We start from the raw sequence: 25,959 nt of genomic DNA on the forward strand, positions 1-25,959 counted from the left end.
CCGCGGGTGCCAGCCGGCACCCGGTCTTCCCTGCGCCCTCGGCACTTTCGGGGGCGGTGATGACAGCAAAGCTCGGGCCGCATAGGCCGCGAGAATGCGAAACCGCGCGTATGATGTGGGCAGCAATGCGAGATGAATGCGGGCTCTCGTGCCCCGGACGCGGCGCAGCGCCCCTTCGGCGGTGCGCCGCAGAGCCGGGGCCCATCCAGCGGCAAAATGCAGGGCTTCTGGGTCCCGGCTCTGCGCCGCAACGCTCACGCGTTGCAGCTTGTCCGGGACACGAGTGTGAACGTCAGTCGCGTCCCTCGCCTATTCCCCCAGCGTCGTCTCCACAAACCCACGCGGATCGTCGCAAAATTCCCGCATCAGCCGGTAATGATCCGTCTCCTCCACCGTCGTCGGCTCGAGGCCATATTTGCCCAGTCGAAGCAGCTGTGCGTTGGGATAGGCCATCAGCATCGGCGAATGGGTTGCCATGATGACCTGGCAGATGCGGGAGCCGTCCATGCGTCGCAGCAGCTTCAGAAATTCGATCTGGCGCGCCGGCGACAGCGCTGATTCAGGCTCGTCGAAGATGAAGATGCCCTGGCGCTGGCAGCGCTCCTCGAAGAAGCGCAGGAAACCCTCACCATGGGAATGCGACAGGAAATCGGGGCCGGCCCGGCCGACATCACGCGCGGCCTTGTCGAGATATCGCGCGACCGAGAAAAAGCTCTCGGCACGAAAGAACCAGCCATTGGTGATCTTCGGCAGCCAGCTCGCGCGCAAGGCCCTGGAAAGTTGGCCGCCCATCTTCTCATGCGCCTCGGAATGATCGACCGGCATGTACCCCTTGCCGCCACCGGCGTCGTCATAGCCGGCGAGCGCTGCGATGCCCTCGAGGATCGTCGACTTCCCGGTGCCATTCTCTCCGACGATGATCGTGATGGCGGCCTCGAAGTTGAGCTCGAAATCATCCGGAAAGATCGGCAGGCAAAACGGATACCCTCGCGATCGCGAACTTGCGACGGGTCGAGCCAGACTCGCTTCAGGTAGGGCGCCGGCAGGTTGATCGTTCGACCGCTTCTTCGGCTCATGCCCGGCTTCCAACCTATTCCGACCGACCGTTTGAGCGGAACATATCAGGAACACAATCTTCGCGAAAGCTGCATCTGAGACACAGACGGAAACAAATAGAAACAGACTCAAAATGCGTCGCTTGGACGAACACTAAAATCGAAGATTGTGGGCCAGAATCGCCCCAGGAAACCTGGCTAAAAGACCGTCTGCTGGCATGAGGCCAGCCCCCACCTCGCGACCCGGCAATGATTGACGGACGTCCGGGACCGTAAAGCCGCGAGGAATGCGCGATGGTGACGACGTATTTCAGTTACAACTACATTACGCGCAATATCAAGCAGTCCCTGACGAACGTTGAACAGCAACCGGACGTGGCGCGAGAGGCCGCCTATTACAAGGCCAACATCGGCAAGGTGAAGACCGTCGACGATTTCATGAAGGATTATCGACTGTATCACTATGCAACGAAGGCATATGGCCTGGAGGACATGGCATACGCCAAGGCTTTCATGAAAAAAGTGCTGGAGAGCGATCTCTCCGACCCAAAAAGCTTCGTCAACAAGTTGGTCGACCCGCGTTACCGGGAGTTTGCCGCGGCATTTTCCTTCAAAGGCAGTGCAACGCCGGTTGCGCAATCGGAGACCCAAACCGATGAGATGATCGGTCTGTACACGGCGACCAAAAAGAGCCAGGTCGATGCAGCAGTCAGCGACTCCAATTACTACAGCGCCGCAATCGGCAATATCAGCAGCGCAGACCAACTCCTGAACGACGACCGTCTTCGCAACTACGTCTATTCGGCATACGAGATCGATCAAAGTAAGTGGCCGGCTGCTACGATCAGCCAGGTCCTGCGCAGCGATCCCACCGATCCGAACAGCTACGTCAACACCACCTTCGCTTCTCAGCTGCCTGGCCTCAACGCCCAAGTCGCTCAAGCCCAATCAGACGTCAGCACCGCCAATTCGAATATTGCCAACTACACGGCCCAGCTCTCGCAGCCGGGCGCTGACGTGGCCCAGTTGAACGTCCAGATCCTGGTCGAAAAATATCACCTGGAGTCCTATACGAAGAGCATCGCCAGCCTCAACGACCAGATTGCGGCGATTGGCTCGTTTGTAGACCTGGCCGGCGCGTTCGAGTTTTCGCCCGACGGGTCGCTCCCCCCAGGCGTTTCCGCTCAGACTGCAGCAAACGTCACGCTGACGAAAAATCGGTTCGACAACAGCAAGGCCGAGGTCTACCAGGCAGCAAGCCCGATCTTCGAAGCCGTAGCGATCAAGCAATTCAGGGCGGACCTCCTCAAGATCAATTCGGTCCAGGCGTTCGTGTCGACACCGGGCGTGTATGATTTTGCGCTGGGCGCCGTCGGCCTCGATCCCGACAAGGTCTCGCCGGACATCATCAAGAAAGTCCTCGAAAGCGACCTCAGCGATCCCAAAAGCTACGTGTATACCCTCAAGGACAATCGATACGTTCAGCTCGCCCACGCCTTCAACTTCGATGCAAAGGGTAATCTGACCACGCCCCTGGTGGCGCAGGACTCTGCTGAAGTCCTCCAGATTGCGAAGGCCTACGTCATTCAAGCGGTGAAGAGCGCAAGCACGGCGACCCCTCAGCAGCAGAAGGCAGTCCAGGCACAAGCCACGCAGGATGCGACGGCCTATCAGCAGGCGATCGCGGGCATCGACAGCGTTTCCGATCTTCTCGCAAACAGGTCGATGGTCGATTTGATTCTCCTGGCCAAGGGTTTGGACCCCAGGAAGGTCAGCACCGATTTCCTCAAGAAGGCCTTCGCTTCCGACCTGAACGACAAGAAGAGCTTCGTAAACACGCAGAGCGATCCTCGCTATGCCGAGATCGTCGCGTCGTTCAATTTCGACAGCAAGGGCAACGTCGCGCGTCTTCCGATGATGGGTCCGCAGAAGCGAGATCAATTCCAGGAAACACAATCGAACTATCTCGAGCAAAGGCTGGAGCAGCAGCAGGGGGATACGAATCCCGGCGTGCGCCTTGCACTCTATTTCCAGCGGAAGGCAGGCGACATCACGTCCGCATACGACATCCTTGCTGACAAGGCTCTTTCGGAGGTGTTCAGGACCACTTTCGATCTGCCGGATTCGATGGCTGCGATGCCGATCGATCAGCAGGCCAAGTTTGTGGACAGATTCATGAAGATCAAGGACCTGTCCGATCCCGCGAAGGTCGAAAAGCTGTTGAACCGTTTCTCCGCCATGTATGACATCAGAAACAGCCAGACCACGGATCAGGGACAATCTCCCTTGCTCAACCTCTTTCAGGGATCAAGCTCGGGGATAAGTGACTCGATGTACCTGGCCATCGCAAAGCTGGGTACTCGCTGATGATCGCTCGCCGAGACTAGCCCAACACCTCGAGCACCAGCTCCATGGTCATCAGCACGGGATTGTCGCCACGGATCAGACGGCCCTCCGCAATGCCGCCGGTGTAGTCGATCAGGGCAACGTCGAGCGCGGCTTCCGGCGCGCCGGACGAGCCGGGCGCGATCGTGCCGGCTGTTATCGCGAGCTCTGTCGCGAACGGCTCGGTCACACCGCCATGGGTGAAGCGCGCGCCGATGGTCGAGCCGACGCCGCCGTGAATCTTCGCGCGCGTGATGCCGTGCCCACGGCAGAACTGTTCGAGGCAGCCGGCAAAATCCTGATTGGGCCGCAGCCGCAGCGCGATGGCCCGGCTCGTCGTGCGCGTTCCGTTGTTCGCGGCAGTCACCGGCCCGAACAGCTTGAAATTGGTCTCGGGATCAGGATCAGCCGAGAACATTGCACCATCGGTCCCGAAAGCCTCCACAGCAAAAGGCTCGGCGACAACGGTCTCATCCGGCAGCATGTGGCCGCCGCTCGTCTTGCCGTCCGCCTCGGTCCAAAGCCCATGGCAATGAAAGAACGGCGCGCCGTCGCGCATGCCGAGCGTCATGCTGCCGAGCCTGGTGCGCGTGGCGCCCTCGGGCCGATACGTGTCGCTGTAGAACGCGGCGTTCTCGTCCGTCTTCGACAGCGCCGGCATCACATAGGCGAACGGCCCAAGTGCACCGTGGCCGAAACTCAGCACGCCACTCGCAAAACCTTCCGCGGCAAAACCGCGGCGTACGGCTTCGAGCAGCGGCAAACCTGCTTCAAGCCTGAATGTGAAGGCGCGTCCCCTCGCCTCCACCCATTGAATACGCTCTGTGACCGGCGCGCCCGGCTGCTTGATATTCCGCATGCCCTGAACTCAGCCCGTCTTCGTCTTGTCGAGATCGAGCAGGCCGCGCGCCTCGAGCTCATCGCGCACCATGCGCTTCGGCACCTTGCCATAGCCGGATTTCGGCAACGCATCCCAGAAGAAGAACCGTTTTGGCATCTTGTAGCGCGGGACCTTAGGCAGGAGGAACGCCGCCATCTCCGCTTCACTCACAGCTTTCTCTCCGTCGCGCGCGACGCAGACGGCGATTCCGACCTCGCCCCAGGTCGCATCGGGCACGCCGAGCACCGCGACCTCGCCGACCGCGGGATGGGTCAAGATCTTCTCCTCGATCTCGCGCGGATAGATGTTGGAACCGCCGGAGATGTACATGTCGGAGGCGCGTCCCGTGATGTAGACAAAGCCCTCCTCGTCCATATGGCCGAGATCGCCGGTGCGGAACCAGCCGTTGCGGAACGCCTTGGCATTGGCCTCGGGGTTGTCGTAGTAGCCGGCGAGCACGGCCGGCCCGATCACGCAGATCTCGCCGCTCTGGTTCGCCCCAAGCTCGCGGCCCCCGTCGTCCTGGATCGAGACCTGCATCCCGGTGCGCTCAAAGCCGCAGGTGCCGATCTTCGCATGCGGGCCATCCTCGGGATCGTGCAGCGCTGCCGGCAGCACGGTGATGTTGCCGGTGACCTCGCCCAATCCAAAATACTGCACGATGACCTTGCCGAGCTTCTTCAGCGCGGTCTTCTGATCCTCGCGATACATCGGTGCGCCCGCATAAATGACGTGACGCAGCGAGGAATGATCGTATTTGTCGACGGCGGGATGCTCGACCATCATCTTCAAAATCGTCGGCACCGTGAAGAGATTGCTGACCCGATGCGCCGCGATCAGGCGGAACGCTTCGTCGATGTCGAATTTTTCCGTCGGCAGCAGCACGGTGCAGACGCCGCGCGCGGTCTGCACCAATTGATGCACGCCGGCGCCATGCGACAACGGCGCCACCACCAGCGAGGCATCGTTCTCGGTCGCTCCAGGCGTCAGATCGGCGAGATGATTGGTGACGACAAAGCCCATCTGGCCATGAGTCAGCACCGCGGCCTTGGAACGGCCGGTGGTGCCGGAGGTGAAGAAGAACCAGCAGGGATCGTCGTGCTCGACGTCAATATTCGCAACGCTTGCGCCGGCCTGCGAGGCGATGGCATCAGCCACCGAGCGCTCGCCGAATGCGGTCCTGCCATCGATGCTCCAGGTGAATTCCAGCGCGCCGCCGGCCACCGCCGCGGCATGCTCGGGAAAATCGACATGGCACAGAAACGCCTTGGCGCCGGAAGCCTCTGCGAGATAGGTGACCTCGTCGGGCATCAGGCGGAAATTGGTGGGCACCCAGACCGCGCCGAGCCGGAACGCGGCAAACATCGAGAAGAACATCTCGTCGCCATTCTTGGAATGGACGAGGATGCGGTCACCCTTCGCGATGCCGCGTGCGGCGAGCGCTGCGGCCAATGCCGAAACCTGCGTATCGATCTCGCGCCAGGTCCAGGACTTGTCTCCCCAGACGAACCCGGGACGCGACCCATGCCGCCGCGCATTCTGGGTCAGCATGTAGGCGAGATTCATGACGCGGCGGGACATGCGCAGGGGCTGCATGGGGCTTCCTTTTCGGGTGCGGCCTACGCAAGCGGGCCGCTCTTCGAGCCCTGTTTATCGCCATTCCAATCGGCCACCGCAAGGCCAGCCGGCACAGCCCCTCCCATCGCCGGCATGGGCCCTGCCCGCCGGGTACCAGACGCTCGTCCCCGCCAGTTCCCGTTCTCAGCTAACGGCAGGTGGAAGATCTTCGAGAAGCGGCCACAGCTCCTGCGGCGCCTCGTCCATGCACCAGAAGCAATCAAGGCCAAAAACCGAATCCGGCAGGCACGCCGGTGGATAATCCGAGATACTAAACGGCTTCGCTTCTTCGGCCCGCGCGGCGGAGGCGAACAGAATGAGCAGGAGCATCAGATAGCGCATGCGCGTTTGTCGCGGGCGCTGCCCGTAGCGTTCAGGGAATCTTAAACATGATCGGCGCAACCTCCATCAGTTCTCGCGTACAGAGTGCCGCATGATGGTCAAAGCGCCCGCCTTCCTCCTGTTGTCGCTGGCGCTCGGCGGATGTGCCGTGGCCCCGCAAGCCCATTTCGCCTCCGATCCCGCCTTCAAGCCGGCGCGCTACGCCTGGGATGGCGCCGGCAAGGATCCCAATCGGCCGGGCGACACACCGCGTGCAACGCGCGCTGCCGCCACATCCGAGCGCAACAGATCGCAAGCAGGACTCCAGCCCTATTCGAAGGAATCGTGGCAGGCCCAGGACGGCATCGAGGCCGAGCACGACGCCAGGGTCAATCGCTCCCTCGTCATCTGCCAGGGCTGCCTGCGCCCGCAACCACAGCCTGAAGATTCAAGGCTCGCCAAAGCGAGCGATTGAACCGAAAGGCCGCTCCCTCGGTCTACAGAGATACACGCTGACAGCGGGCTGCTCCTGCCTGCCGTCGCGCGCCATCATCTCAGGGACATCTCATGCTCAACCGTCGTACCTTCGTCGCGGCGTCTCTGCTTGCCACCGCTTCCCCGGCATTCGCCGTGATGCCTGCCGCGAGCGATCCCGTCACCATCCTGACCGCGATCTACACCCGCGCGGCCAAGGGCAAGGGTGATGGCGGCGGCGCCTTCGTCATCGCGAACAAAGCGGCCAAGGCACAATATCTCTCGAAGGCGCTGGTCGCGCTGTGGGCCAAGGCCGATGCGCATACACCGAAGGGCGACGTCGGGCCGGTCGATTTCGACCCCGTCACCAATTCGCAGGAACCGGACGTCAAATCGTTCAAGGTTGACGCGGAGAAGATGGAGGCCGACAAGGCGACGATCGCGGTGACCATCACCGGCCATCGCAACGACCGCAAACCCGCTGATCAGATCGTGCGTTACGACTTCGTGCGCGAGGCGGGTAGCTGGCGGATCGACGACATCAAGGGCTCCTCCGACGGCGAAGCCTGGTCGATCCGCAAGATGCTGACGGACTCGCTGAAGAGCTGACCGGAGACAACATGAGCGACGTCATCGACAACAGGGCCCATCACCGCTTCGAACTGGAGGTCGAGGGCTATCTTGCAACCGAACACTACAAGCTGGACGGCAATGTCATCACGTTCGAGCACACCGACGTGCCGAAGGAGCTCGGTGGCAAGGGCGTCGGCTCAAGACTGGTGCAAGGGGCACTTGACCAGGTCCGCGCCGCCGGATTGAAGCTGATCCCGGAGTGCCCGTTCGTGAAGGCGTGGATCGAGAAGCACGCGGAGTATCAGGATCTGGTGAAGACCTAACACCGTCATTGCGAGGAGCTCGCGACAAAACTGCGGAGCAATTTTGCGCTGATGCGCTCGCAATGACGAGTGGCTACAGCGCGCCCAGCTTCCGCAGCTGTTCCTGAGCCGTCGGCAGGCCCGGCTTCAACTCCAGCGCCTTCCTGAAATCGACGATCGCGCCCTGCTTGTCGCCGAGCCTCAAGCGGGCCTGCCCACGGTTATTCCACGAGTACACGTCGGAGGGATCGTATTGGATTGCCTTGTCGTAGTCGGACAGGCCGCCCTTGGTATCGCCTTGGAACAGCCGGATCATGCCGCGGTTACGCCAGCCGCGCGCGTCGGTCGGCGCGATGCGGATCGCCTCGCCATAATCGGCGGCGGCGCGGTCGAGCTGCTCGCTGTCGCGATAGACGTTGCCGCGATCGATATAGCCAATCAGATCCGGCGCAAGCTTGATCCGCGTGCTGTAGTCGGCGAGCGCATGCGCCATGTCGTGCCTGCGGTAATACATCAGGCCGCGATTGGCGTAGGCCATGGCATAGTTGGGATCGCGCGTGATCGCGGCGTCGAAGTCGGCAAAGGCGCCATCGAGGTCGGCCTTGTTGAAGCGGGACTCGCCGCGATTGTTGTAGGCCAGCGCCAGCAACGGATCGAGCTTGATGGCCTGGTCGTAGTCGGCAATGGCGCGATCATAGTCGCGCTTGAAGCTGTAGACGCGACCGCGGTTGTTGTAGGCGCAGGCATAGGCCGGATCGAGCCTGACAGCCTCGTCGAGATCGGACAGCGCGGCGTCGAGTTCGCGCTTCTCGGTGAGGCCATATCCGCGGTTGCAATAGGCGCTGGCGAGCCTGCGGCCCGTCTCGCTCTTGGTCTCGACCACGGTCGAGCAGGCCTTGATGCGCTCGTCTGGCGTGCTGGTCAGCCGCACGCAGGCCTCCCAGGCCGGACGGCCATCGGCCGCAGCCGGGCTCGTCCAGGCAAGCGCGGCGAGCAGCGCCATGAGGCTGAGCGGGACACGCATTTTCCGGATATCTCCCCTGCGGCAACCTCCCTTGGTCGCACCTTGGCAAGGGCGGGTTCAGCCCCCTAGATCAGGGAACACGCAGCGCTTCGGAAGGATCTTGCATGGCGGCATCGGTACGCGACAACAAGGACAGAAGCCGCTTCGAGCTCGATGTCGGCAGCGAGCTTGCCTTCGCCAATTACCGGCTAACGCCGTCGGCCGTGATCATCACCCATACCGAGACGCCGCGCGCGCTGCGCGGCCGTGGCATCGCCTCCGAGCTGGTCAAGGGTGCGCTGGACTTGATCCGCCGCGACGGCAACAAGGTGATCGCCGGTTGCGGTTTCGTGGTCGACTATCTCGACAAGCATCCGGAGGACGCGGACCTCGTCGCCTGAACGCAAAAGGGCCCGCGCAAGCGCGGGCCCTTGGCAACGACCAAGAGGTCAATCAGTGCTTGATTTCCGGCGGCAGCTTGCCGCCGTTGGCGGCGAGCTTGGACATCACCTGCTTGTGCAGCCAGACGTTCATGCTGGCCGAGTCGTTCATGTCGCCGCTGTAGCCGAGCTCCTTGGCGAGGTCCTTGCGCACGGCAAGGCTGGAGTCGATGTCGAGCGCCTTCATGAGGTCGACGATCGAGGTGCGCCACTCCAGCTTCTCCTTCTGGGCAGCCACCAGCTTGTCGACGATGGCCGCGACGTCCACGGTCGCGGCGGGCGCCGCGCCGGGGGCCGACGACGGCGCCGATCCGCTCGGCGCCGCGCTGGGCGACGGTGCGCTGCCTGCGGGCGCGGCGGAAGCAGGACTGCTGCCGAAGATCGCGCCCATGATTTTCCCGAAAATGCTCATGTATGCTCCCCGAAAAGGATCCGTTGGAAGGGCCTTGAGTGGCTCTTATAGACGAAGTTACTGCATTGCGCCCGCGGAGTTCTGCGGACCCGCAACCAGCATCAGCTTATCTGCGGCGAAATGACGGCCGGATGACATATTCGAGGTTGCACCGCGACATCGAATTTCACCCAAGCGTGAGGGACAGGACTCGGAATTGGGAGTAGCCTCTGCGTTCAACTCGCGAGCCCGTCCGGAATTCGCGTCTGGTTGGAATCGCGAAACTCAGAGAAGAGCGGCCGCTTGCGCCGTTTGCTGGCGCCGGATTCGGCCGCCCGGCAAGGGAGCTAGCGACTATGGCTACACTCTACCAGGGCAATGTCCCTACTGTAGGCCAGCCCACTGATGCGGCTGGACCTGTGATCCGAACCATCCAACTGTCCGACCTGCACGACGCGCTCAAGCGCGGCTGGGAGGATTTCAAGGCGGTTCCGAGCCACGCCATTATCCTCTGCGTGATCTATCCCGTGCTGGGCCTCGTGATCGCGCGCGTAGCGATGGGCTATTCGGTGCTGCCGTTGCTGTTTCCGCTGGCCGCCGGCTTCGCCCTGATCGGCCCGTTCGCAGCACTCGGTCTCTACGAGCTCTCCAGCCGGCGCGAACGTTATGAAGAGGCCAGCGCCTGGGATGCCATGGAGGTGCTGCGCTCGCCGTCGTTCGGCGCGATGCTCGGCCTCGGCACGCTGCTGCTCGCCCTGTTCGTGACCTGGGTCGCGACCGCGCAGACAATCTATGTCGCGGCGTTCGGCTATGAGGGCGCGTCCGGGATTTCGGATTTCATGACACGCGTGCTGACAACCCGGCAAGGCTGGTGGCTGATCGTGGTCGGCTGCGGCACGGGCTTCCTGTTCGCGCTTGCCGCGCTCTGTATCAGCGCCGTGTCGTTCCCGTTGATGCTGGACCGCCATGCCGGCGCGTTCGAGGCGATGGTGACGTCGCTGCGCGTCGTCGCCAAGAACCCGGTGCCGATGGCGGCCTGGGGCCTGATCGTGGCGGTGTTGCTGGCGCTGGGCACCATCCCGGCCTTCCTCGGCCTCGCCGTCGTCATCCCCCTGCTCGGCCACGCCACCTGGCATCTCTACCGCAAGGTGATCGTCTCCGATCCCGGTGCACGTCCGGTGCCGCCCCCGCCGCATCGTCCGCGCAAGCCGGCCGCCGACTTCCCCGCCAACCTGTTCCCCTGGCGTAACAGGACGGACGCCTGACGAACTCGTGACATGCGACCCTGCCCGGGCTCGGCCTCGGGCGGGGTCGCACTGTCATACGCCTTGCTTTGGCCGCGGTTACAATCGAGATTGCACCCGCCGGCCCGATCACTTCACGGAATCAATTTCATCTAATGACCCCGACGATTTCTCGTCTCGCTTTCGCAGCCCTCACCCTCGCCGCGTCCATACTGTCCGCCCAGCCGGCGCTCGCCGCTGTTGCCTGCGGCTCGGGCAATTTCGACGCCTGGCTTGCGGACTTCAAAACCGACGCCGCCGCCAAGGGCGTCTCGCAGCAGGCCATTGCATCTGGGCTCGCCGGCGTGACGCTCGACCAGAGTGTGCTCAACCGTGACAAGTCGCAAAAGGTCTTCACCCAGACTTTTGAGGAGTTTTCCGGCCGCATGGTGCCGCCGCGGATGACGCGCGGCTCCAACATGATGAAGCAATACGGCTCGGTACTGTCGCGCATCGAGCAGACCTATGGCGTGCCCGGCGAAGTGCTGGTCGCGATCTGGGGCCTCGAGACCGATTTCGGCGTCAATACCGGCAAGTTCGCCACCATCCGCTCGCTGGCGACGCTGGCCTATGACTGCCGCCGCTCCGAGCAGTTTCGCGGCGAGCTGATGGATGCGTTGCGTATCGTCCAGCGCGGCGATCTCACGCCCGGCGACATGAAGGGCGCCTGGGCCGGCGAGCTCGGCCAGACCCAGTTCATGCCCTCGTCATGGATGAAGTACGCGGTCGATTTCGACGGCAACGGCAAGCGCGATCTCCTGCACAACGCGCCCGACGTGCTCGCCTCCACCGCCAATTATCTCGCCGGTTATGGCTGGCAGAAGGGCAAGGACTGGCAGCCCGGCGCTCCGAATTTTGCGGTGATCCAGCAGTGGAACAAGAGCGAGGTCTACTCCAAGACCATCGCCTATTTCGCAACCCAGCTTGCGCGCGCCCCTTAAATAGCGTTCGGCAAAACGCGTAAAATAGCGTTCGGCAAAACGCGTAGGGCCGATCGCACGGCGACCGGCCCTCTCTTGGATTGCGTTTGCCTACCTGTTTACTTGGCCATTGTGGCCTGCATCGCTTTGTTCAGGTGCATGCCGCACGCACCCATTTTGCCGTTGAGCAGCGAGTCCTGCGCAGCCGTGATTTCCTTCTCGGCGACCCACTTGCCGTCGCCATCGGCCATGGCCTCGATCGCGGTCTCCGTCTTCTCCAGATTGGCCCCGCTGCAACCGCCCATGGCGTGCTTGGCGGCCTGGGCCGGCGCGACGGCGAATGCGACGGCGGCAATTGCGATAACCCCGAGTAACTTCGTCATGATGTTACTTTCCTTCTCTTGTTCTTGGACAGGACCAGCGACATTGCCGGAATCTGCGACATGACTTTGCTGCCGATGCGGCAACTTGCCGCAATAAATTCCCCGCGAGAATTGCGTGATGTTGCGCACGGCGCAGAGCCGCATGCGAAATTTCTGATTTCCATTACAGCTTTGTAATCAGACCACTACACGCTCGGCGTGTGTGCGTCGCACCAACGATTCAAGCCGGTCGATCTCGGGCGAGACCATGCGCGCATCGGGCCTCGTCGATCCACGTATGGCCGGCGGCCGCGCGACGGCGCACATGCGCCTCGTGGGTAGACCAAAATATCCGGCTTCGCCGCCGTCGTTACGATGGATCCGTCAGCGCCGGCCGGCGAATCGCGGTTGGCTCCTTTTCCCTCGCGAGTCGGAACCGATCTTATGATTGAATATATATTCACTCTTATGATTGGCGCTTCATGCGATTCGCGCATGCGAGACTTGGGCTTACAAGCTGCCGCATCGCTTTGCGGATCACGAGAACGTAACTTATTTGCGCGATCGTTGGAGCAGTATGAATTGGTATAAACCCGTGATTTCACGGACCTTTATTGTAATATGCAGGGGCTTCCGCCCAGCCGTTGGGCAGGACTGCCAAGAGGTTAATCGGTCCTTACCGATGCCATGCGCTCACCGCCTAGCTGCATCGCAACATCGGAACTTTCGCACTGCACCACTCTCATCTATATTCATTTCAACGATGAGGCCCGGGCAAGGGTTGAATCGAACTACAGGAGACTACAAATGCTGCTCTCGCTTATCCGCATGGTTCAGGCTTTCCGCGACTATCAGCGCAATGTTGCCGAGCTGTCCCAGCTCAGCGATCGCGAACTGGCCGACATCGGCCTCGATCGCTCGGACATCCCGCGCGTTGCCGCCGGTCAGTATCAGGGCTGATATCGTTCAGCCCTTAGCCGGTCGAACCGATAACGCCCGCCTCGTGCGGGCGCTGTCGTTTTCAGCGGCAGAAAACTCGATTTCGGCGATTTCACTGGCCGCCGAAAAGCGCTACCTGTCCGCCCCATGACAGGACCCCAATCGAATATTGTGCACGTGATCGGCGCAGGCCTTGCCGGCTCCGAAGCCGCCTGGCAGGTCGCCAAATCAGGCGTGCCCGTGGTGCTGCACGAGATGCGGCCGGACCGCATGACCGAGGCGCACCGCACCGATGGGCTCGCCGAGCTCGTCTGCTCCAATTCGTTCCGCTCTGACGACGCCGCCAACAATGCCGTCGGCCTGCTTCATGCGGAGATGCGCCGGCTCGACTCGCTGATCATGCGCGCAGCCGATGCCAACCAGGTGCCCGCCGGCGGCGCGCTCGCGGTCGACCGTGACGGCTTCTCGGCGGCCGTCACCAAGGCGCTAAATGACCATCCCCTGATCGAGATCGCCCGCGGCGAGGTCGCAGGCCTGCCGCCGGCCGACTGGGGCAATGTCATTGTTGCCACCGGCCCCCTCACCTCCGCAGCCTTGGCCGACGCCATCCGCGAGCTGACCGACGAGAACGCGCTCGCCTTCTTCGACGCGATCGCGCCGATCGTGCATCGCGAATCCATCGACATGTCGCTGGCCTGGTTCCAGTCGCGCTACGACAAGGTCGGCCCCGGCGGCACCGGCGCCGACTACATCAACTGCCCCATGACCAAGGAGCAGTATGACGGCTTCGTCGCGGCGCTGATGTCAGGCGAGAAGACCGAGTTCAAGGAGTGGGAGGCCAACACGCCCTATTTCGACGGCTGCCTGCCGATCGAGGTGATGGCGGAGCGTGGCCCCGAGACGCTGCGCCACGGCCCGATGAAGCCGGTCGGCCTCACCAATCCGCACGATCCCACGACGAAAGCCTACGCAATCGTGCAGCTGCGTCAGGACAACAAGCTCGGCACACTCTACAACATCGTCGGTTTCCAGACGAAGCTGAAGTACGGCGAGCAGCAGCGCATCTTCCGCACCATTCCGGGCTTGCAGAACGCCGAATTCGCCCGCCTCGGCGGCCTGCATCGCAACACCTTCCTCAACTCGCCAAAGCTGCTCGATAGCCAGCTGCGCCTGCGCGCGCAGCCACGGCTGCGCTTTGCCGGCCAGATGACGGGCTGCGAGGGCTATGTGGAGTCAGCCAGCGTTGGTCTGATCGCCGGTCTCTATGCCGCAGCCGACGCGCGCGGCGAAACGCTGGCGAGTCCTCCGGGTACGACAGCGCTCGGGTCGCTGCTCGGCCATATCACCGGCGGCCATATCGAGACCATCGAGCCGGGCACGCGCTCGTTCCAGCCGATGAACATCAATTTCGGCCTGTTCCCGCCGCTCGCAAGCGCCCCGACCAAGAAGCCGGACGGTACGCGCCTGCGCGGCAACGAGAAGACGGTGGCCAAGAAGCAGGCGATGAGCGCGCTGGCGCTCGCCGATCTCGATCGCTGGATCGCCGATCATTTGCGCATTGCTGCCGCCGCGTGATGAACCTTCCCAAAGACGACGCCGCGCTGCTCTCGGCGCGCTGGACCGAGGGCGTGCTGCTCAAGCGCGACGTGTTCTCGACCGTCGAGCGTGGCCGCTTCCGCAGCGATGGCGGCGAGGTCGACGCGGTGCTGCGCCGACTCGATGAGGTGCCGTGGTGGTCGTTCCTGCTCGCGCGCCATCTGTTCGCGCGCGAGAAGCACGCGCTGGTGCTCGCCAAGGGCCTGAACGTCGGCCCCGAGCTGCTGTGGGCCGGCCGCCGGGCGCTCGTGCGCGGCTTCGTCGACGGCGTCGCACTGCATCTGGCAAAGCCGCATGGCGACCTCGCCTATTTCCGCTCGGCCAAGGCGGCGCTGCGCCGGCTGCGCCGCGCCGGCATCTGCCACAACGATCTCGCCAAGGAACAGAACTGGCTGGTCGGCCGCGACGGCCTGGCCTATGTGACCGACTTCCAGCTCGCGGCCTGCTTCAACCGCCGCGGCCGGCTCTATCGTACCCTCGCCTATGAAGACCTCCGGCATCTGCTGAAGCACAAGCGCTCCTACGCGCCGGAGGCGCTGACACCGCGCGAGCGAAAAATCCTGGCCAAAAAGTCCTTCGCCGCGAGCCTGTGGCTTGCGACCGGCAAGAAGGTCTATCGCGCGATCACGCGCGGCCTGTTCAACTTCACCGACCGCGAAGGCGGCGGCCGCCGGCTCGTCAATGATGCGCCGGTGCTGGCGGAACTGATCCGCAAGAACCCGGCCGTGCGCGATACCGCCATCGTCGCGTTTGCCGATCGGCGCTCCGGCGTCGGGCTCTACGCCTTCGTCGAGGCGGATCAGGCCACGCTCGAAGGCCAGCTCCGCAACGAGCTCACCGCCGCAAAGGGCCCGAAGCCGCCGGAACACATCCAGGTCGTGCACGCGCTGCCGCGTGACACCAGCGGCAAGCCGCGCACCGAGATCCTCCAGTTGGTCGCCATGAACCAGCTCGACCTGATCGAGCCGATGATGAAGAGCGACCAGGACCGCGCCTTCCTCAAGGACATCCTGGAGCAGCGCAAGAACCTGCGCGACCGCTTCAATTTCGAGGCCGACCTGCCGACCAGCTAGCACGAGGCCCCGCGCCTTGAAGCGTCCACATTGACGATAGAGAAGCGGTGGCGCAAAGGCAGGCTTGGCGGGATGATGGGCACTCGGGGGACGATGATGCATGGTGTGGCTGGCGGCCTGATCGCCGGCCTTCTGCTGCTGGCCGCTACGCCCGCCAGGGCTGAATCCCCGGCCGAGCAAATCTCCAGCTTCCGCCTCAAGCACGGTGAAGTCCGGGTCGTCCGCGATTCAACCCTCGACCGCATCGCCATGGACCAGGCGAAGGCGATGGCGGGGAAGGACGACCTCAGCCACGACGCCCTCGGCCCGTTCAACCGGCGCGTCGCACCGGCCGGTGCCGGGCGCGCAGCGGAGAACATCGCCTACGGCTACGACAATTTCGAGAAGACGCTGGGTCAGTGGATCGACTCCTCCGGCCACCGCAAGAACCTGCTGCTGCACAACGCCTCCCGCGTCGGCATCGCGAGCGCCAAAAATGCCAGCGGCAAGCGCACCTATTGGGCCATGGTGATTGCCGGCGATTACGAGCCCAAAGGCAAGAGGAACAAGGACAAGGAGCCGCTAGTTGCCGTGAAGCGCGAGGCCGCGCCGGCAAGCAAGCCCAAATCGACCAACTGCCACGTCAAGCTGCTCGGTCTCTGCATCTGATTGCTGGCCGACATCTTGTTCGCATGCCTCAACGCGTCTAATTCATGCGCAGAGATCGCGATAGATGGAGGCGTTGTTGATCGACATCGACCGAATCCGTGCCGACACGCCGGCCGTCGCTCGGCTTGCGTATCTCCATAACGCGGGCGCGGCCCTCATGCCGACGGCCGTTGTCGCGGCAATGAAGCAGCACATCGATCTGGAGAGCGAGATCGGTGGCTATGCCGCCGCCGACCGCCAAGCCGATCGACTCGAGGCGGTCTACGGCTCTGTGGCTAGGCTGGTGAATGCAGCGCCTGACGAGATCGCCCTCATGGAGAATGCGACGGTTGCCTGGCAGATGGCGTTCTACGCGCTTCCGTTTCGCAACGGCGACCGGATCCTGACGGCCGAGGCTGAATACGCCGCCAACTATGTTGCGTTTCTTCAGGTCGCCAAGCGCACGGGTGCGGTCATTGACGTGGTGCCGAGCGACGCCAGCGGCGAGCTCGATATCGAAGCGCTCGAGCGCATGATCGACGAGCGCGTCAAACTGATCGCCATCACCTGGGTTCCAACCAATGGCGGGCTGGTCAATCCCGCGGCGGCGGTCGGCAAGATCGCGCGGGCGCACAACATTCCCTATCTGCTCGACGCCTGCCAAGCGGTGGGCCAGATGGAGGTCGACGTCGAAGCCATCGGCTGCGACATGCTGTCGGCGACGGGGCGCAAATTCCTGCGCGGCCCGCGCGGCACCGGCTTTCTCTACGTCCGCCGGGCGCTATTACAGCAGCTCGAACCGCCGATGATCGACCACTTCGCTGCGCCCTGGGTCTCGCGGGACGAATATCGGCTCCGGGACGACGCGCGCCGTTTCGAGACCTGGGAGAACAATTACGCAGCCCGCTTGGGGCTGGGCGCAGCTGTCGAATACGCGCTCGACATCGGCCTCGGCCCGATCGAGCAGCGCTGCCGCATGCTTGCGGACCGGCTTCGCAGCGGCCTCGCTTCCATTCGCGGCGTCACTCTTCGCGACCTTGGCCGCACGCCAGGCTCCATCGTCAGCTTCACGATGGAGGGGTATGAGGCGGATGCCATCGTTCGCAGCGCCGCCGCGGCAAGCATCACGATCGGCGCATCGGATCCGTCGAGCACCCGCATCGACGCCGAGATCCGCGCGCTGCCGCCGGTCGTGCGGGCATCCCCGCATTACTACAATATGGAAGCCGAGATCGATCGGCTGATCGCCCATCTCGCGGGCTTGGCGCCGCAATAGCGGCGCGCACCACTCAGGTGCAGCGCGCACTCAATCCGGATGCACTGAGCTTGGCCATGACCTCGTCGAGATGAGCACTGTCGCGGGTCTCGATGACGAGCTGAAGCAGCGTCGCCTTGGCCGGGAGGTCGGAGAAGGTCCGCTGATGCGAAACCTCGATGATGTTGGCGCCGGCCTCGGCCAAGAGCGCCGCCACTGCGGCGAGCTGCCCGGGCCGATCAGGAATATCGAGCGACAGCTGCGTCAGCCGTCCCTCCCGCGCCAGCTCTCGCGTGAGCACCGAGGCAATCAGCCGCGTGTCGATGTTGCCGCCGCTCAGCACCAGCCCGACCTTCTGGCCGGCGAAGCGGGAGGGATCGGACATCAGCGCGGCGAGGCCGGCGGCACCGGCGCCCTCGACGACGGTCTTCTCGATCGAGATCAGGGTCGCAAGCGCGCGTTCGAGCTCGGCTTCGTTGACCAGCGCAATGTCGTCGACGAGGCGGCGGACGATTTCGGTGGTGATCTTGCCCGGCGATTTCACCGCGATGCCTTCGGCCAGCGTATCGCCGCGCGCCGGCAGATTGCCGTCATGGATGGCGTTGTACATCGAGGGATAGAGCCAGGCCTCGACACCGAGAATTCGCAATGACGGCTTGATTGATTTCGCCGCGATCCCGATGCCGCTGATGAGCCCGCCGCCGCCGATCGGAACGACCAGCGTATCGAGCTCCGGCACGGCCTTCATCATCTCGAGCCCGACGGTGCCCTGCCCCGCGATGACCAGCGGATCGTCGTAGGGGTGGACGAAGATCATACCACGGGATTCGCCGTGGCCGCGCGCATAGGCGGCGGATTCCTCAAGCGTCGCGCCTGTTACGACCACCTCGGCGCCGTGATGCCTGGTGTTCTCGACCTTCACCATGGGCGTACCGACCGGCATCACGATGGTGGCGGGAATGCCGAGCCGCCTGGCGTGATAGGCAACGCCCTGCGCGTGGTTACCCGCGGACATCGCGATCACGCCCCGGCCGCGCTCCTCCGGCGTCAGGGCCGTAAGCCGGTTGAGCGCGCCGCGCTCCTTGAACGAGGAGGTGAACTGGAGGTTCTCGAATTTGAGCCAGACATCGCAGCCGCAGATGTTGCTCAGCGTGCGGCTATAGCCACAGGGCGTCTCGACGACGGCGCCGCGAATGGTGTCAGCGGCGGCATGAATGTCGCGAGGTGCGACCGGAAGGCCGCTGAGATCGGACGATATGGTTTGGGACAACTCAGCCATGGGACAGCATAGAGCATTGGCCCGGCTCGGGCGATAAGCCAACCGCTATTTGGTAAATTCCTGGGAACGTGAAGCCCGCCACAGCGTCCACAGCGTACGAAGCCGCGACGTCGGCTGCGGCGTAAACGGATTGCGCCCGGGTTGCGACAGCCGCTTGAGATCGGCCCGGACCTGGCTCAGCGGCAGAAACGCAGCACGTGCCGGCACCGGCACCTCTGCCAGCAGCGACAAGGCCGTGGTCAAATGCTGCTGCGCCTCGCCTGCAAGCTGGTCGAGCACGGCACGCAGGTTCGGCGTCTCCTTGCCGGCGAACACATCCTCCATCTGGCAGCCATGGCTCGCCAGCACCTGCTGCGGCAGGAACAGCTGCCGATGCGCGGCATCGCGCGGCAGATTGGCAATCACCTGGACGATGCCCTGGGCCAGCCCGGCATGGCGGGCGAGATGCTCGACCGCCTCCGACGGCGGCGCCATGATCCGGGCGGCGAGACCAAACAACGCCGATGAGGTCGCGGCCAGATAGCCCTCCAGCGCCGTCAGCGTCGGCATCGGATCGTTGTAGAGGTCGAACTGGTGCTCATCGACCAGCAGCGACAGCGGTTCGACCGGCAGGTCGAAATCGCGGATCGCGCGCAGCAGCTCGGCTGCGACCGGATTGCCCTCGGCGCTGCCATGGACGAGGCCCGAGAACAGGTCGGTCCACCATTGAAAGCGGATCTCGCCGGGCAAGGGTTGGCTGACCTGGTCGCGCACGCGGACGATCTCGACGTTGAAGGCTGAGAGCGCCAGCAGCGCACGGCGCTCGACGGCGGGGGCAAAAAGCGTCGCGGCATAGCGCGGAAAATCGTGGCTGCGCACGAGATCGGTGCAGAAGGTCACCGTATCGGGCGGCGGCGCAGCGCTGCTCATGGCACGGCGATCAACGCGGCAGCGACGCGGCGCCGCTCGCCGATCATGATGTTGTAGGTTCGAACGGCGGGACCGGTCTGCATCGTGTCGAGCACCACCCTCGCCGCCTTGAGTGCCTGCCGCAGCCCTGGCGGCGGCAACCAGAGCCCGGTCCCCGTGCCGACCAGGAGCGTGTCGATGCTGTTGGCGGCCGTGAACACCCGATCCAGCGAGTAGCGGTCGATCTTTGTCGGATCGGTCACGTCCCAGGCCCAGATTGCGTCGGGCAGGCACAGCAGCGAGCCCCGATGCGACATGCCGGCGAAGGCAAAACCGCCCTTGCCATAGGCATCAATTGGCGCCGAGCGCGGGAAATGCGGTGCGTTGGGATCGCCGGCCATTAGCGTCGTCCGAATTGGCTTACCGCCCTCGCAAACGCATGCGAGGGCAATGCGGTTCGGATCATGCCTTGTTTTTCTTCGCCGGCGGAGCCGTCTCGACCGCATCCTCGCGATGCTCGCCGACGCCGAGATAGATCAGGATCGGCGCCGCGATGAAGATCGAGGTGTAGGTGCCGACCAGCACCACGCCGAACATCATCACCGCCGTGAAGCTGTGGATGGCATGACCGCCGAACACCAGCAGCGCGAGCAGTGCCAGCGTCACCGTGAAGTGGGTGATGATCGACCGCGACAGCGTCGAGTTGATGGATTCGTTGAGCAGCTGCGGCATCGGCATCTTCTTGTAGCGCCGCAGCATTTCACGGATACGGTCGTAGATGACGACGGTGTCGTTGAGGGAATAGCCGAGAATGGTCAGAAGCGCGGCGATGCTGGTCAGGTCGAAATCGACCTGACTGATCGACATGAAGCCGATCGTCAGCACGATGTCGTGCACGTTGGCGATCATGGCGCCGAGTGCGAACTGCCATTCGAAGCGGAACCAGAGATAGATCAGGATCGAGACGATCGCGAGCATCAGGCCGAGCATGCCGTAAGCCAGAAGTTCGCCGGCGACGCGCGGACCCAGCACCTCGGCGCGCTGAATGTCGACGCTGTCGCCAAGCGCGCTGCGAAGCTTCTGCACGGCTGCCTGCTGCGCGGCGTCACCGCCCGGCTGCTCGGCAACGCGGATCAGAACGTTCTCGGGGCCGCCGAACTGCTGCAACTGGACTTCGCCGAGACCCAAGGCGTCGAGCGAGGTGCGCATCGCCGCGATGTCGGCGGTGCCAGACTTGACCTTGACCTCCAGCAGCGTACCGCCCTTGAAGTCGATGCCCAAATTCAGCCCGTGCGTGAAGAACAGCGTGATGGCGACGATCGACAGCACCGCCGAGATCGGGAAGCTGATGCGGCGGAAGCGCGTGAAGTCGAAATGCGTATCGTCCGGGACGATGCGCAGCGACGGCAGCCAGCCCATGGCCGCGACCACGGTGAGAATGGCGATGAGAATGCCGAGCCCGATGAGAACGGTGTGAGTCACGATCAGGCTCCTAGATCGGCACGCTTTGCGGCCGCTTCCACCGCACCCACCCGGCGACGATCAGCCGGGTCATGGTGAAGGCAGTGAACACCGTGGTGATGATGCCGATGCCGAGCGTCACGGCAAAGCCGCGCACCGGGCCGGTGCCGATGTAGAAGAGCACAGCGGCGGCAATGAAGGTGGTGATGTTGGAATCGAGGATGGTCGCGAGCGCCCGCTTGAAGCCGGCGTCGATCGCCGAGATCGCATTGCGGCCGCCGCGCAGCTCCTCGCGGATACGCTCGTAGATCAGCACGTTGGAGTCCACCGCGATGCCGACGGTGAGCACGATGCCGGCGATGCCGGGCAGCGTCAGCGTGGCGTTGAGCAGCGACAACAGGCCGAAAATCATGGCGACGTTGATGGCGACCGCGATGTTGGCAAACACGCCGAACAGCCGGTAGGTCAACAGCATGAAAACGACGACCAGGATCGAGCCGACATAAGCCGCAAGCTCGCCCTTCTCGATCGAGTCCTGGCCGAGGCCCGGACCGACGGTGCGCTCCTCGACCACCGTGAGCGGCGCCGGCAGCGCGCCGGCGCGCATCAGGATCGCGAGATCGTTGGCGGATTGAACCGTGAAGCTGCCCGAGATCTGTCCCTGCCCGCCCGTGATGGGCTCATTGATCCTTGGCGCTGAGATCACCTTGTTGTCGAGCACGATCGCGAATGGCAGCCCGACATTCTCTTGTGTGGCCTGCGCGAACTTGCGCGCACCCGACGTATTGAACTTGAAGCTGACGACCGGCTCACTCGTACGCTGGTCGAAGGTTGCCTGAGCATCGATCAAATCGCCGCCGGCGACCAGCACCTGCTTCTTGACCACGTAGGGCGTAGGCGGCGGCGAAGCGCTCATCAGCAACTCGGAGTCCGGCGGCAACCTGCCCTGTTGCGCCTGGTCCGGCGACACGGTCGTGTCGACCATGCGGAATTCCATCTTCGCGGTCTCGCCGAGCAGCTTCTTCAGGCGTGTCGGGTCCTGAAGACCGGGGACCTGCACCAGGATGCGATCGTTGCCCTGGCGCTGGATCACGGGCTCAACGGTGCCGAGTTCGTTGACGCGGCGCTCGACGATCTGGATCGACTGCTCGATGGTCTTGCGCAGGCGATCGAGGATAGCGGCCTGCGGGACGCTCAGGCGAATCAGGCCGCCGCCGGCATCAGTCACCTCAAGGTCGCGCTGGCCGCTGGAGCCCATCAGGCCGCCGAGTGGCTGGGCCATCTCCCGCAGCTTGGACAACGCGGTCGGCCCGTCGGATTCCTTGGTGATACGGACTTCGACGGCGTCGTTGCGCACGATGACGCCGCCGGTGAAGCCGATCTTGGCATCGCGCAGCGTCCGGCGAACGTCGTCGCGGATCTGGTCCAGCCGCTCCTTCTTCACATAGTTGGAATCGACCTCGAGCAGCAGATAGGAGCCGCCCTGGAGGTCGAGGCCGAGCACGAGCCGACGCTGCGCCCAAGCGGGCCAGGTCTTGACCTGCGACTCCGGGAAGAAGTTCGGGACCGCACAGAGGCACACGATCAGCGCCGTCAGGATAATCCCGAGCGCCTTCCACCGCGTGAAATACAACATCGACTGGACCTGTCAGATCAGGAGACTGGAGAGACTCGCGGAAGCGCTCACTTCGACGCGGCGTCGTCCTTGGCGGTTTCCTTGGCGCTATCCTTGGATTCCTTGGCCGGCTCGCCCTTGGCGCGCACGCCCGAGACCATCGAGCGCATCTGCCGCACGCGCACGCCATCGGCGATCTCGAACTCGATCTGGTCGTCATCGACGACCTTGGTGACCTTGCCGACGAGGCCGCCCGAGGTCACGACGGTGTCGCCGCGGCGGATGTTCTTCACGAGATCGGCGTGGTCCTTCACCTTCTTCTGCTGAGGACGCAGAATCAGGAAGTACATGATCACGAAGATCAGGGCGAACGGCAGCAGCGACATCAACATGCTGTTGGTGTCACCGGCGCCCGCAGCCTGGGCATACGCAGGAGTAATGAACATTCGGACGATCCTCGTGGAAACGGGGGAAGGCCGGTCAGGCCCTCAAAGGCGACCGGCTCGGTCAAATTCGCGCGGACTATAGCGGCCATTGCCCCAATTGCAACGCTGCCAGACCGTCGATTTGGCCACCTTGCGGCGCGCCCTCAGGCCCGATAAAGGCTGCATTCTCAGGAACTTCGGACATGCCCAAAAAACCAAGCAAAAGCCCGGCCGGCAAAGGCCCACTTACCCCTGCCAGGAAGCCTGCCCGCGTCGCGGCAAAACGCCCCACGGCGGTCACCAAGGCAGCCCTCAAGGCAGCCCCGGACCTCTCCCAGGAGCGCATCGTCCGCGCCCTGGAGACCATTGCGGCGCACCTTGCCGCCCAAGGCAAGCCGGCCGAGGAGCGCGAGTCGTTCAAGCAGGCCGACGCCTATATCTGGCACCCCGATGGGCGCCTTGCGGCGGTGCCGCGGGTCAGCCGCGTCGAACTGTTCCTGCTGAAGGGCGTCGACAGGATGCGCGACATCCTGATGGAGAACACCGAGCGCTTCACCAATGGGCTACCCGCCAACAATGCCCTGCTCTGGGGCGCGCGCGGCATGGGCAAGTCATCGCTGGTGAAGGCCGCGCATGCCAGCATCAACGCGGACCGCAAACCGGCCGACAGACTGAAGCTGATCGAGATCCATCGCGAAGACATCGAGAGCCTGCCGGCGCTGATGGAACAGCTGCGCGCCTCGTCCTTCCGCTTCATCGTGTTCTGCGACGATCTCTCCTTCGACGGCAATGATGCGTCATACAAGTCGCTCAAGGCCGTGCTCGAAGGCGGCATCGAGGGCCGGCCCGAGAACGTCATCCTCTACGCCACGTCAAATCGCCGCCATTTGCTCGCGCGCGAGATGATCGAGAACGAGCGCTCGACCGCGATCAATCCCGGCGAAGCGGTCGAGGAGAAGGTGTCGCTGTCGGATCGCTTCGGCCTGTGGCTCGGCTTCCACCGCTGCAGCCAGGACGAATATCTCGCGATGGTGCGCGGCTATTGCAGCCATTTCGGCATCGAGATCGATGACGAGGCGCTGGAGCGCGAGGCGCTGGAATGGTCGACCACGCGCGGCTCCCGCTCGGGCCGCGTCGCCTGGCAGTTCGTGCAGGAGCTGGCGGGACGGCTCGGCGTGAAGCTGACGGGGAAGTAGCCAGTCGGAAGCTATCGCCCAGCACACCACTGTCATTCCCCGCGCAGGCGGGGAATCCAGTACGCTGCGGCTTCTCGGCTCAATAATTGCTGTCTCTGGAATACTGAATCGCCCGGTCGAAGCCGGGCGATGACAGCGTTCTAATGCTGATGGCGTGCGCTCCGAACGGGAGCCCGCGCCTCACGCCCCGTTCAGGAATTGAAGCGGGTCAACCGGGCTCGATCCCTTGCGGATCTCGAAGTGGAGCTGCGGCGACGCCACCTCCCCGGATTGACCCGACTTGGCAATGACCTGACCGCGCTTGATGGTATCGCCGCGCTTCACCAACAGCTCACTCGCATGGGCATATGCGGTGACGTAGCCGTTGGAGTGCCGAACCAGGACCAGATTGCCGTAGCCTTTCAGCTCGTTGCCGGAATAGGCAACGACGCCGTCTTCAGCCGCCTTGACCGGCGTACCCTCGGGCACCGCGAGATTGATGCCGTCATTGGATTTGCCGTTGGTCTTGGCGCCGTAGGTCGTGACCACCTTGCCGCGCACCGGCCAACGGAAGGTCGGCAGCGCGCTGGTGGTCTCCGCAGCCTTCGCCGGTGTCTCGGCGGGCTTCTCTTCGACATTGGTCGTGGCCTGGGCCAGGCGCGCGCTCTGCGCCGGCGCGATAGCGGCCATCTTGGTGGCAGGCGCAGGCGCGGCCGCAACGGGCTGGAGTGTCCCCGCGAGCGGGGCAGCCGTGACGGGAGCAACCGGCGCCGCGAGGGCGGCGGTCTTCGCACCGGGTACGGTCAGCTTGGTACCGAGCTTGAGTTTTGCAGACGGGCCGAGGCCGTTGGCGCGGGCGAGCTCGGCCGACGAGATATGGTTCTTGCGGGCGATGCTGGCGAGCGTATCGCCACGATTGACGAAGTGGGAGCTCGAAGGCACAGCCATCACCGCGACCGGCTTCGCGGCAGGCGCCGCCGCGACGGGAGCCATCAACGGCGCAGGTGCAGCGGCAGTTGCGCCCGGATGCGGGATGATCAGCTGCTGGCCGGGCGACAGCGCGCGCGGCCCCTTGTAGCCGTTGGCGGCCATGATCGCCTGCGGCGCGACGTGATAGCGCTTGGCGAGCACATCGAGCGTATCGCTGGTGCCGACGATGATCTTGGTCCCGCCGGCCGGCTGGGCAGCCGCGACCGAGCGCAGCGGCACGGTGGCCGTGGTTTCGAGATGCGGCTGTGCCGGGGGCGCGTAGGAGCTGACGCCGCGCCCGCCTCCGGATACGCCGCCACCTGTCGCAACGGGATAGGATTGCGGCGCGGACACCGCGGGCGGCGGCAACGGCTGAGACTGATAATAACCGGACTGGGTCTGAGGCCGCGCATATTGCGGCAGCTCACGTTGCTGCTGCGGCGGCGGTGCCTGCTGCACCGACCCGGTCTGCTCGGAGGAGAAGGGGTTGGAGAAGTTCGACTGGGACAGCCGCGACTGCATGTCGGCGCTGCACCCTGCAAAGCTGAACGAGATCAGCGCCAAGACCGCAACCTGCGGCACGCGGCGCGAGTAAAGCAACTCGGCGACAACAGACATGGTTACTCACTCGTACGCAACAAAACTGGTCTT

General features: G+C 63.9%; 26 protein-coding genes and 1 pseudogene. 13 read left to right on the forward strand and 14 right to left on the reverse strand.

Annotation, left to right across the window (positions count from 1 at the left end; all coding sequences use genetic code 11):
* Positions 1-309: 309 nt before the first annotated feature.
* Positions 310-1,076 (reverse strand): annotated as a pseudogene (locus tag IVB29_RS08580) (AAA family ATPase).
* Positions 1,077-1,349: 273 nt separating this feature from the next.
* Between IVB29_RS08580 and IVB29_RS08585 the strand changes: the two are divergent.
* Positions 1,350-3,422, forward strand: coding sequence for a DUF1217 domain-containing protein (locus tag IVB29_RS08585; RefSeq protein WP_247502974.1), 2,073 nt, complete (start codon positions 1,350-1,352; stop codon positions 3,420-3,422).
* A gap of 16 nt (positions 3,423-3,438) precedes the next feature.
* Here IVB29_RS08585 and IVB29_RS08590 read toward each other — a convergent pair whose 3' ends face one another.
* The 3 genes from IVB29_RS08590 to IVB29_RS08600 all read right to left on the reverse strand — a co-directional run bounded on the left by IVB29_RS08590 (position 3,439) and on the right by IVB29_RS08600 (position 6,279).
* Positions 3,439-4,299: a DUF296 domain-containing protein gene (locus IVB29_RS08590; protein WP_247502975.1), complete on the reverse strand. Its 861-nt coding sequence runs from the start codon at positions 4,297-4,299 to the stop codon at positions 3,439-3,441.
* Between the two features lie 9 nt (positions 4,300-4,308).
* On the reverse strand, positions 4,309-5,916 hold the full coding sequence (locus IVB29_RS08595; RefSeq protein WP_247502976.1) for an acyl-CoA synthetase: 1,608 nt from the start codon (positions 5,914-5,916) through the stop codon (positions 4,309-4,311).
* A gap of 165 nt (positions 5,917-6,081) precedes the next feature.
* The gene (locus tag IVB29_RS08600; protein WP_247502977.1) at positions 6,082-6,279 is read right to left on the reverse strand and encodes a hypothetical protein; all 198 of its coding nucleotides are present in this window, start codon (positions 6,277-6,279) and stop codon (positions 6,082-6,084) included.
* A gap of 94 nt (positions 6,280-6,373) precedes the next feature.
* Here IVB29_RS08600 and IVB29_RS08605 point away from each other — a divergent pair, with 94 nt between their 5' ends.
* The 3 genes from IVB29_RS08605 to IVB29_RS08615 all read left to right on the forward strand — a co-directional run bounded on the left by IVB29_RS08605 (position 6,374) and on the right by IVB29_RS08615 (position 7,628).
* The gene (locus IVB29_RS08605; protein ID WP_346731277.1) at positions 6,374-6,733 is read left to right on the forward strand and encodes a hypothetical protein; all 360 of its coding nucleotides are present in this window, start codon (positions 6,374-6,376) and stop codon (positions 6,731-6,733) included.
* 92 nt (positions 6,734-6,825) lie between these two features.
* Positions 6,826-7,341 carry a DUF3828 domain-containing protein gene (locus tag IVB29_RS08610; RefSeq protein ID WP_247502979.1) on the forward strand — a complete coding sequence of 172 codons (516 nt, stop codon included), beginning with the start codon at positions 6,826-6,828 and terminating at the stop codon, positions 7,339-7,341.
* 11 nt (positions 7,342-7,352) lie between these two features.
* On the forward strand, positions 7,353-7,628 hold the full coding sequence (locus tag IVB29_RS08615; RefSeq protein WP_247502980.1) for a GNAT family N-acetyltransferase: 276 nt from the start codon (positions 7,353-7,355) through the stop codon (positions 7,626-7,628).
* Positions 7,629-7,701: 73 nt separating this feature from the next.
* Here IVB29_RS08615 and IVB29_RS08620 read toward each other — a convergent pair whose 3' ends face one another.
* Positions 7,702-8,631 carry a tetratricopeptide repeat protein gene (locus IVB29_RS08620; RefSeq protein WP_247502981.1) on the reverse strand — a complete coding sequence of 310 codons (930 nt, stop codon included), beginning with the start codon at positions 8,629-8,631 and terminating at the stop codon, positions 7,702-7,704.
* Positions 8,632-8,735: 104 nt separating this feature from the next.
* Here IVB29_RS08620 and IVB29_RS08625 point away from each other — a divergent pair, with 104 nt between their 5' ends.
* Complete coding sequence (locus tag IVB29_RS08625; RefSeq protein WP_092028662.1) at positions 8,736-9,011, forward strand: GNAT family N-acetyltransferase; 276 nt, start codon at positions 8,736-8,738, stop codon at positions 9,009-9,011.
* Positions 9,012-9,063: 52 nt separating this feature from the next.
* Here the strand turns inward: IVB29_RS08625 and IVB29_RS08630 are convergent, their stop codons facing one another.
* Positions 9,064-9,462: a DUF3597 domain-containing protein gene (locus tag IVB29_RS08630; RefSeq protein ID WP_247502982.1), complete on the reverse strand. Its 399-nt coding sequence runs from the start codon at positions 9,460-9,462 to the stop codon at positions 9,064-9,066.
* Between the two features lie 335 nt (positions 9,463-9,797).
* On the opposite strand from IVB29_RS08630, the gene IVB29_RS08635 reads away from it, so the two are divergent.
* Together IVB29_RS08635 and IVB29_RS08640 are read left to right on the forward strand one after the other, a co-directional pair.
* Positions 9,798-10,706, forward strand: a complete 909-nt coding sequence (locus IVB29_RS08635; protein ID WP_247502983.1) for a DUF2189 domain-containing protein — start codon at positions 9,798-9,800, stop codon at positions 10,704-10,706.
* A 134-nt stretch (positions 10,707-10,840) separates the two neighbouring features.
* Positions 10,841-11,665: a lytic murein transglycosylase gene (locus tag IVB29_RS08640; protein ID WP_247502984.1), complete on the forward strand. Its 825-nt coding sequence runs from the start codon at positions 10,841-10,843 to the stop codon at positions 11,663-11,665.
* 98 nt (positions 11,666-11,763) lie between these two features.
* Here IVB29_RS08640 and IVB29_RS08645 read toward each other — a convergent pair whose 3' ends face one another.
* A complete protein-coding gene (locus IVB29_RS08645; protein ID WP_247502985.1) occupies positions 11,764-12,171 on the reverse strand; it encodes a hypothetical protein in 408 nt (135 codons plus the stop codon).
* Positions 12,172-12,813: 642 nt separating this feature from the next.
* Between IVB29_RS08645 and IVB29_RS08650 the strand changes: the two genes are divergently transcribed.
* From IVB29_RS08650 to IVB29_RS08670, 5 genes are all read left to right on the forward strand, one after another.
* The gene (locus tag IVB29_RS08650; RefSeq protein WP_092028666.1) at positions 12,814-12,966 is read left to right on the forward strand and encodes a DUF1127 domain-containing protein; all 153 of its coding nucleotides are present in this window, start codon (positions 12,814-12,816) and stop codon (positions 12,964-12,966) included.
* Between the two features lie 126 nt (positions 12,967-13,092).
* Positions 13,093-14,520, forward strand: a complete 1,428-nt coding sequence (gene trmFO, locus IVB29_RS08655; protein ID WP_247502986.1) for a methylenetetrahydrofolate--tRNA-(uracil(54)-C(5))-methyltransferase (FADH(2)-oxidizing) TrmFO — start codon at positions 13,093-13,095, stop codon at positions 14,518-14,520.
* Complete coding sequence (locus IVB29_RS08660; protein ID WP_247502987.1) at positions 14,520-15,614, forward strand: serine/threonine protein kinase; 1,095 nt, start codon at positions 14,520-14,522, stop codon at positions 15,612-15,614. Before trmFO ends, IVB29_RS08660 begins: the two co-directional genes overlap by 1 nt.
* Positions 15,615-15,689: 75 nt before the next feature.
* Positions 15,690-16,262, forward strand: a complete 573-nt coding sequence (locus tag IVB29_RS08665) for a CAP domain-containing protein (protein ID WP_247503514.1) — start codon at positions 15,690-15,692, stop codon at positions 16,260-16,262.
* Positions 16,263-16,338: 76 nt separating this feature from the next.
* Positions 16,339-17,517 (forward strand): aminotransferase class V-fold PLP-dependent enzyme, encoded by a 1,179-nt coding sequence (locus tag IVB29_RS08670; protein WP_247502988.1) that lies wholly within the window; start codon positions 16,339-16,341, stop codon positions 17,515-17,517.
* Between the two features lie 13 nt (positions 17,518-17,530).
* Here IVB29_RS08670 and IVB29_RS08675 read toward each other — a convergent pair whose 3' ends face one another.
* From IVB29_RS08675 to yajC, 6 genes are all read right to left on the reverse strand, one after another.
* Positions 17,531-18,775 carry a threonine ammonia-lyase gene (locus IVB29_RS08675; RefSeq protein ID WP_247502989.1) on the reverse strand — a complete coding sequence of 415 codons (1,245 nt, stop codon included), beginning with the start codon at positions 18,773-18,775 and terminating at the stop codon, positions 17,531-17,533.
* A 45-nt stretch (positions 18,776-18,820) separates the two neighbouring features.
* Entirely contained in the window at positions 18,821-19,684 is an 864-nt protein-coding gene (locus IVB29_RS08680; protein WP_247502990.1) for a phytoene/squalene synthase family protein, read from the reverse strand.
* Positions 19,681-20,064: an MTH938/NDUFAF3 family protein gene (locus tag IVB29_RS08685; RefSeq protein WP_247502991.1), complete on the reverse strand. Its 384-nt coding sequence runs from the start codon at positions 20,062-20,064 to the stop codon at positions 19,681-19,683. Before IVB29_RS08685 ends, IVB29_RS08680 begins: the two co-directional genes overlap by 4 nt.
* Positions 20,065-20,125: 61 nt before the next feature.
* Complete coding sequence (gene secF / locus IVB29_RS08690) at positions 20,126-21,145, reverse strand: protein translocase subunit SecF (protein WP_247502992.1); 1,020 nt, start codon at positions 21,143-21,145, stop codon at positions 20,126-20,128.
* A 10-nt stretch (positions 21,146-21,155) separates the two neighbouring features.
* The gene (gene secD, locus IVB29_RS08695) at positions 21,156-22,760 is read right to left on the reverse strand and encodes a protein translocase subunit SecD (RefSeq protein WP_247502993.1); all 1,605 of its coding nucleotides are present in this window, start codon (positions 22,758-22,760) and stop codon (positions 21,156-21,158) included.
* Between the two features lie 47 nt (positions 22,761-22,807).
* Positions 22,808-23,185, reverse strand: coding sequence for a preprotein translocase subunit YajC (yajC, locus tag IVB29_RS08700; RefSeq protein ID WP_247502994.1), 378 nt, complete (start codon positions 23,183-23,185; stop codon positions 22,808-22,810).
* 182 nt (positions 23,186-23,367) lie between these two features.
* Between yajC and IVB29_RS08705 the strand changes: the two genes are divergently transcribed.
* The gene (locus IVB29_RS08705; RefSeq protein ID WP_247502995.1) at positions 23,368-24,360 is read left to right on the forward strand and encodes an ATP-binding protein; all 993 of its coding nucleotides are present in this window, start codon (positions 23,368-23,370) and stop codon (positions 24,358-24,360) included.
* 180 nt (positions 24,361-24,540) lie between these two features.
* Here IVB29_RS08705 and IVB29_RS08710 read toward each other — a convergent pair whose 3' ends face one another.
* Positions 24,541-25,926 (reverse strand): LysM peptidoglycan-binding domain-containing M23 family metallopeptidase, encoded by a 1,386-nt coding sequence (locus IVB29_RS08710; protein WP_247502996.1) that lies wholly within the window; start codon positions 25,924-25,926, stop codon positions 24,541-24,543.
* Positions 25,927-25,959: the final 33 nt, after the last annotated feature.

The sequence above is a fragment of the Bradyrhizobium sp. 1 genome (genome assembly GCF_023073315.1).
GTDB lineage: Bacteria > Pseudomonadota > Alphaproteobacteria > Rhizobiales > Xanthobacteraceae > Bradyrhizobium.

Excerpts from the sequence above, each read along its gene's own strand:
- IVB29_RS08595 (WP_247502976.1), bottom strand. The coding sequence starts at position 5,916 with ATGCAGCCCCTGCGCATGTCCCGCCGCGTCATGAATCTCGCCTACATG.
- IVB29_RS08625 (WP_092028662.1), top strand. The coding sequence starts at position 8,736 with ATGGCGGCATCGGTACGCGACAACAAGGACAGAAGCCGCTTCGAGCTC.
- secD (WP_247502993.1), bottom strand. The coding sequence starts at position 22,760 with ATGTTGTATTTCACGCGGTGGAAGGCGCTCGGGATTATCCTGACGGCG.
- IVB29_RS08680 (WP_247502990.1), bottom strand. The coding sequence starts at position 19,684 with ATGAGCAGCGCTGCGCCGCCGCCCGATACGGTGACCTTCTGCACCGAT.
- IVB29_RS08675 (WP_247502989.1), bottom strand. The coding sequence starts at position 18,775 with ATGGCTGAGTTGTCCCAAACCATATCGTCCGATCTCAGCGGCCTTCCG.
- IVB29_RS08660 (WP_247502987.1), top strand. The coding sequence starts at position 14,520 with ATGAACCTTCCCAAAGACGACGCCGCGCTGCTCTCGGCGCGCTGGACC.
- IVB29_RS08685 (WP_247502991.1), bottom strand. The coding sequence starts at position 20,064 with ATGGCCGGCGATCCCAACGCACCGCATTTCCCGCGCTCGGCGCCAATT.
- IVB29_RS08585 (WP_247502974.1), top strand. The coding sequence starts at position 1,350 with ATGGTGACGACGTATTTCAGTTACAACTACATTACGCGCAATATCAAG.
- IVB29_RS08710 (WP_247502996.1), bottom strand. The coding sequence starts at position 25,926 with ATGTCTGTTGTCGCCGAGTTGCTTTACTCGCGCCGCGTGCCGCAGGTT.
- IVB29_RS08665 (WP_247503514.1), top strand. The coding sequence starts at position 15,690 with ATGGGCACTCGGGGGACGATGATGCATGGTGTGGCTGGCGGCCTGATC.
- IVB29_RS08635 (WP_247502983.1), top strand. The coding sequence starts at position 9,798 with ATGGCTACACTCTACCAGGGCAATGTCCCTACTGTAGGCCAGCCCACT.
- IVB29_RS08605 (WP_346731277.1), top strand. The coding sequence starts at position 6,374 with ATGGTCAAAGCGCCCGCCTTCCTCCTGTTGTCGCTGGCGCTCGGCGGA.
- IVB29_RS08600 (WP_247502977.1), bottom strand. The coding sequence starts at position 6,279 with ATGCGCTATCTGATGCTCCTGCTCATTCTGTTCGCCTCCGCCGCGCGG.
- IVB29_RS08610 (WP_247502979.1), top strand. The coding sequence starts at position 6,826 with ATGCTCAACCGTCGTACCTTCGTCGCGGCGTCTCTGCTTGCCACCGCT.
- IVB29_RS08650 (WP_092028666.1), top strand. The coding sequence starts at position 12,814 with ATGCTGCTCTCGCTTATCCGCATGGTTCAGGCTTTCCGCGACTATCAG.
- IVB29_RS08640 (WP_247502984.1), top strand. The coding sequence starts at position 10,841 with ATGACCCCGACGATTTCTCGTCTCGCTTTCGCAGCCCTCACCCTCGCC.
- yajC (WP_247502994.1), bottom strand. The coding sequence starts at position 23,185 with ATGTTCATTACTCCTGCGTATGCCCAGGCTGCGGGCGCCGGTGACACC.
- IVB29_RS08645 (WP_247502985.1), bottom strand. The coding sequence starts at position 12,171 with ATGCGGCTCTGCGCCGTGCGCAACATCACGCAATTCTCGCGGGGAATT.
- IVB29_RS08630 (WP_247502982.1), bottom strand. The coding sequence starts at position 9,462 with ATGAGCATTTTCGGGAAAATCATGGGCGCGATCTTCGGCAGCAGTCCT.
- IVB29_RS08705 (WP_247502995.1), top strand. The coding sequence starts at position 23,368 with ATGCCCAAAAAACCAAGCAAAAGCCCGGCCGGCAAAGGCCCACTTACC.
- IVB29_RS08615 (WP_247502980.1), top strand. The coding sequence starts at position 7,353 with ATGAGCGACGTCATCGACAACAGGGCCCATCACCGCTTCGAACTGGAG.
- trmFO (WP_247502986.1), top strand. The coding sequence starts at position 13,093 with ATGACAGGACCCCAATCGAATATTGTGCACGTGATCGGCGCAGGCCTT.
- IVB29_RS08620 (WP_247502981.1), bottom strand. The coding sequence starts at position 8,631 with ATGCGTGTCCCGCTCAGCCTCATGGCGCTGCTCGCCGCGCTTGCCTGG.
- IVB29_RS08590 (WP_247502975.1), bottom strand. The coding sequence starts at position 4,299 with ATGCGGAATATCAAGCAGCCGGGCGCGCCGGTCACAGAGCGTATTCAA.